Consider the following 2614-nt stretch of genomic DNA (forward strand, 5'->3'; position numbering starts at 1 on the left):
ATTATTACCGGCACCGGAAGGCAGCCTGCAAACGGGGGCGGATTATATCGCACCGCGAACGTGGACGGAATCGAAGCTAGCGCAAATCTGGCAGGATGTGCTGGGCTTGGAGCAAGTCGGCGTGAAGGAGAACTTCTTTGAGATTGGTGGGCATTCACTGCGGGCTACAACGCTGGCCTCAAAGATTCACAAGGAATTGAATAAACCGCTTCTACTTCGCTTCATCTTTGAAGCACCAACGATTGAACAACTGGCAGTGGTGATGGAAGGGCTGGATCAGGTGGTGTATTCGTCCATTCCAGTGACGGAAGAACGTAGTTTCTACCCGCTGTCCTCGGCACAAAAACGGATGTACGTTTTGCACCAGATTGATCCACAGGATGTAAACTACAACATTCCCGCTGCGCTCCAGGTGAGCGGACCGCTGGATATAAAACGGGTGGAAAAAATATTCCGTCAGTTGATCTCACGCCATGCGGCATTCCGCACCCGCTTTGAGCTAATGAACAGCGAGCCGATACAGCGGATTCAGGATACGGTGACGTTCGAGGTAGAGTATGCGAAGGTCCAGGCAGGACATGTCGTAACGTATCCAGCAGCTGATCGAAAAACCCATGTGGAGAACTCTAAACGTGATATAGCGCATGAACAGCATTCATCGGTGTCTGAGCAGCTTGCAGGCAAGGAGGTACAAGAATGGGTTCAACGATTTGTACGTCCGTTTGATCTGCAAGCCGCACCGCTGCTACGAGTAGCCTTGATCGATTTGGGCGTACAGGGAATAGAAGAAGAGCCACAGCATCTGTTGATGCTCGACATGCACCATATTATCTCGGATGGCGCGTCCATGGGCGTGCTGACCAACGAATTTGTTCGCTTGTACAGCGGTGAAGAGTTATCTACGCTACGAATTCAATACAAAGACTACGCGGTATGGCAACAAAGTGAGTCACAACAGAACGGAATGAAGCGTCAGGAAGCATATTGGCTGGATACCTTCCGGGGGGAGCTACCTACACTGAATCTGCCAACCGACTTTACCCGCCCGGCGGTGCGAAGTACGGCAGGTGATACGGTTGTATTCGAACTGAGACATGAAGTGAGCGAACAATTGAAGGAGCTGGCAGTACAGACAGGTTCAACACTGTATATGTTACTGTTGGCGGCCTACACTGTACTGCTGCATCAGTACACCGGGCAGGAAGACATCATCGTCGGCACTCCGATTGCGGGACGACCGCACATGGATCTGGAGCCAATTATCGGAATGTTTGTCGGAACACTAGCCATGCGTAATTATCCGACCGCAGCGCTAACGTTCCGCCACTACGTGGAGGACGTGAAAACCCGGACCTTGCAAGCCTATGAGCATCAGGACTATCCGTTTGAAGAACTGGTGGAACAACTGAACGTGAAGCGCGACATGAGTCGCAATCCACTGTTCGACACGATGTTTGTACTACAAAACAACGAACAAGGAGAGCTGAAGTTGGAAGGCCTGAGCTTCCATCCATACGCTATGGAGCAGGTCCCGGCGAAGTTTGACCTGATGCTGGAAGCCAGCGAAGAAGAAACCGGCATCCATTTCGGATTGCAATATGCAACATCGCTCTACCAGCGGGAAACCATCGAGCAAATTACGCGCCACTTTGTACGTTTGGTAGAAACCATTACAGCCAATCCAGACATCTCGCTGTGCGAATTGGAACGGATCACTATAGAAGAAACGGTACCTGTGCTGAAAGTACATCAGGAACGTCAAAAAGCTGCTCGTTACTGGAATGCATATCTCGACGGATATGAAGAACAGGCCCATTTACCACAAGTCAAAATGCAGTCAAACGCGGGGTATCAGGCTGAGCAGCTTAACACTGGTCTGAGTGTGGGTCTGACGACCCGGATTCTTCAGATTGCCAAACGTCATCAGGTGACACTGAATACACTGATGCAGTCAGTCTGGGGTATATTGCTCCAAAAATATAATGGTATAGATGATGTCGTATTGGGTAGTACGGTTTCCGGGCATTCGCCTGATCTTCTGAATGTGGAACATATGATGGGTCTGTCTCAGAATACAGTACCTGTACGGATTAGAAGTAATGAGAACAGTCTGTTCTCGCAAATGATGAAGCAAAACGAGGAGCAATCTATAGCTGCTCATATGCATACTACGCATCCGCTGACTGAAATTCAGGCGTTGTCGGACCTGAAGCAAAATTGGATCAACCACAGGATTATTTTTGCAAATGATCCGGCGGAGAAACAAATGCAGCAGTTCGGTGAAGGCCAGCAGACCAGCTTTAGCCGAAGCGAAGTCGAACCGACGAGCTATGATTTTAATCTGGTGATACAGCCGGGGAAAGTCATTCACATGAGCTTTAATTACAACGCACTAGTCTTTGAACGCACAAGTATAGAACAAATTCAGGGACATCTGGTGCAACTGCTGGAGCAGGTAACAGCAAACCCGGATATTCGGATTCGCGAGCTTGATGTAGTAACCAAGCAAGAACGCGAGCAAATTCTTGGCGTATGGGGAGATACGGAAGCGGACTGTCCGAGCGAGCAGACGATTCATGGCTTGTTCGAGGCGCAAGCGGCGCAGACCCCGGAG

At 49.9% G+C, this 2614-nt stretch carries 1 protein-coding gene; it reads left to right on the top strand.

Going from position 1 to position 2614, the window contains the following annotated elements:
- On the top strand, positions 1 to 2614 hold a 2614-nt coding region (locus tag ACIFO6_RS23305), incomplete at both ends, for a condensation domain-containing protein (protein ID WP_430044348.1).

The sequence above is a fragment of the Paenibacillus sp. NRS-1781 genome, assembly GCF_050467745.1.
GTDB classification, from domain to species: domain Bacteria; phylum Bacillota; class Bacilli; order Paenibacillales; family Paenibacillaceae; genus Paenibacillus; species Paenibacillus terrae_A.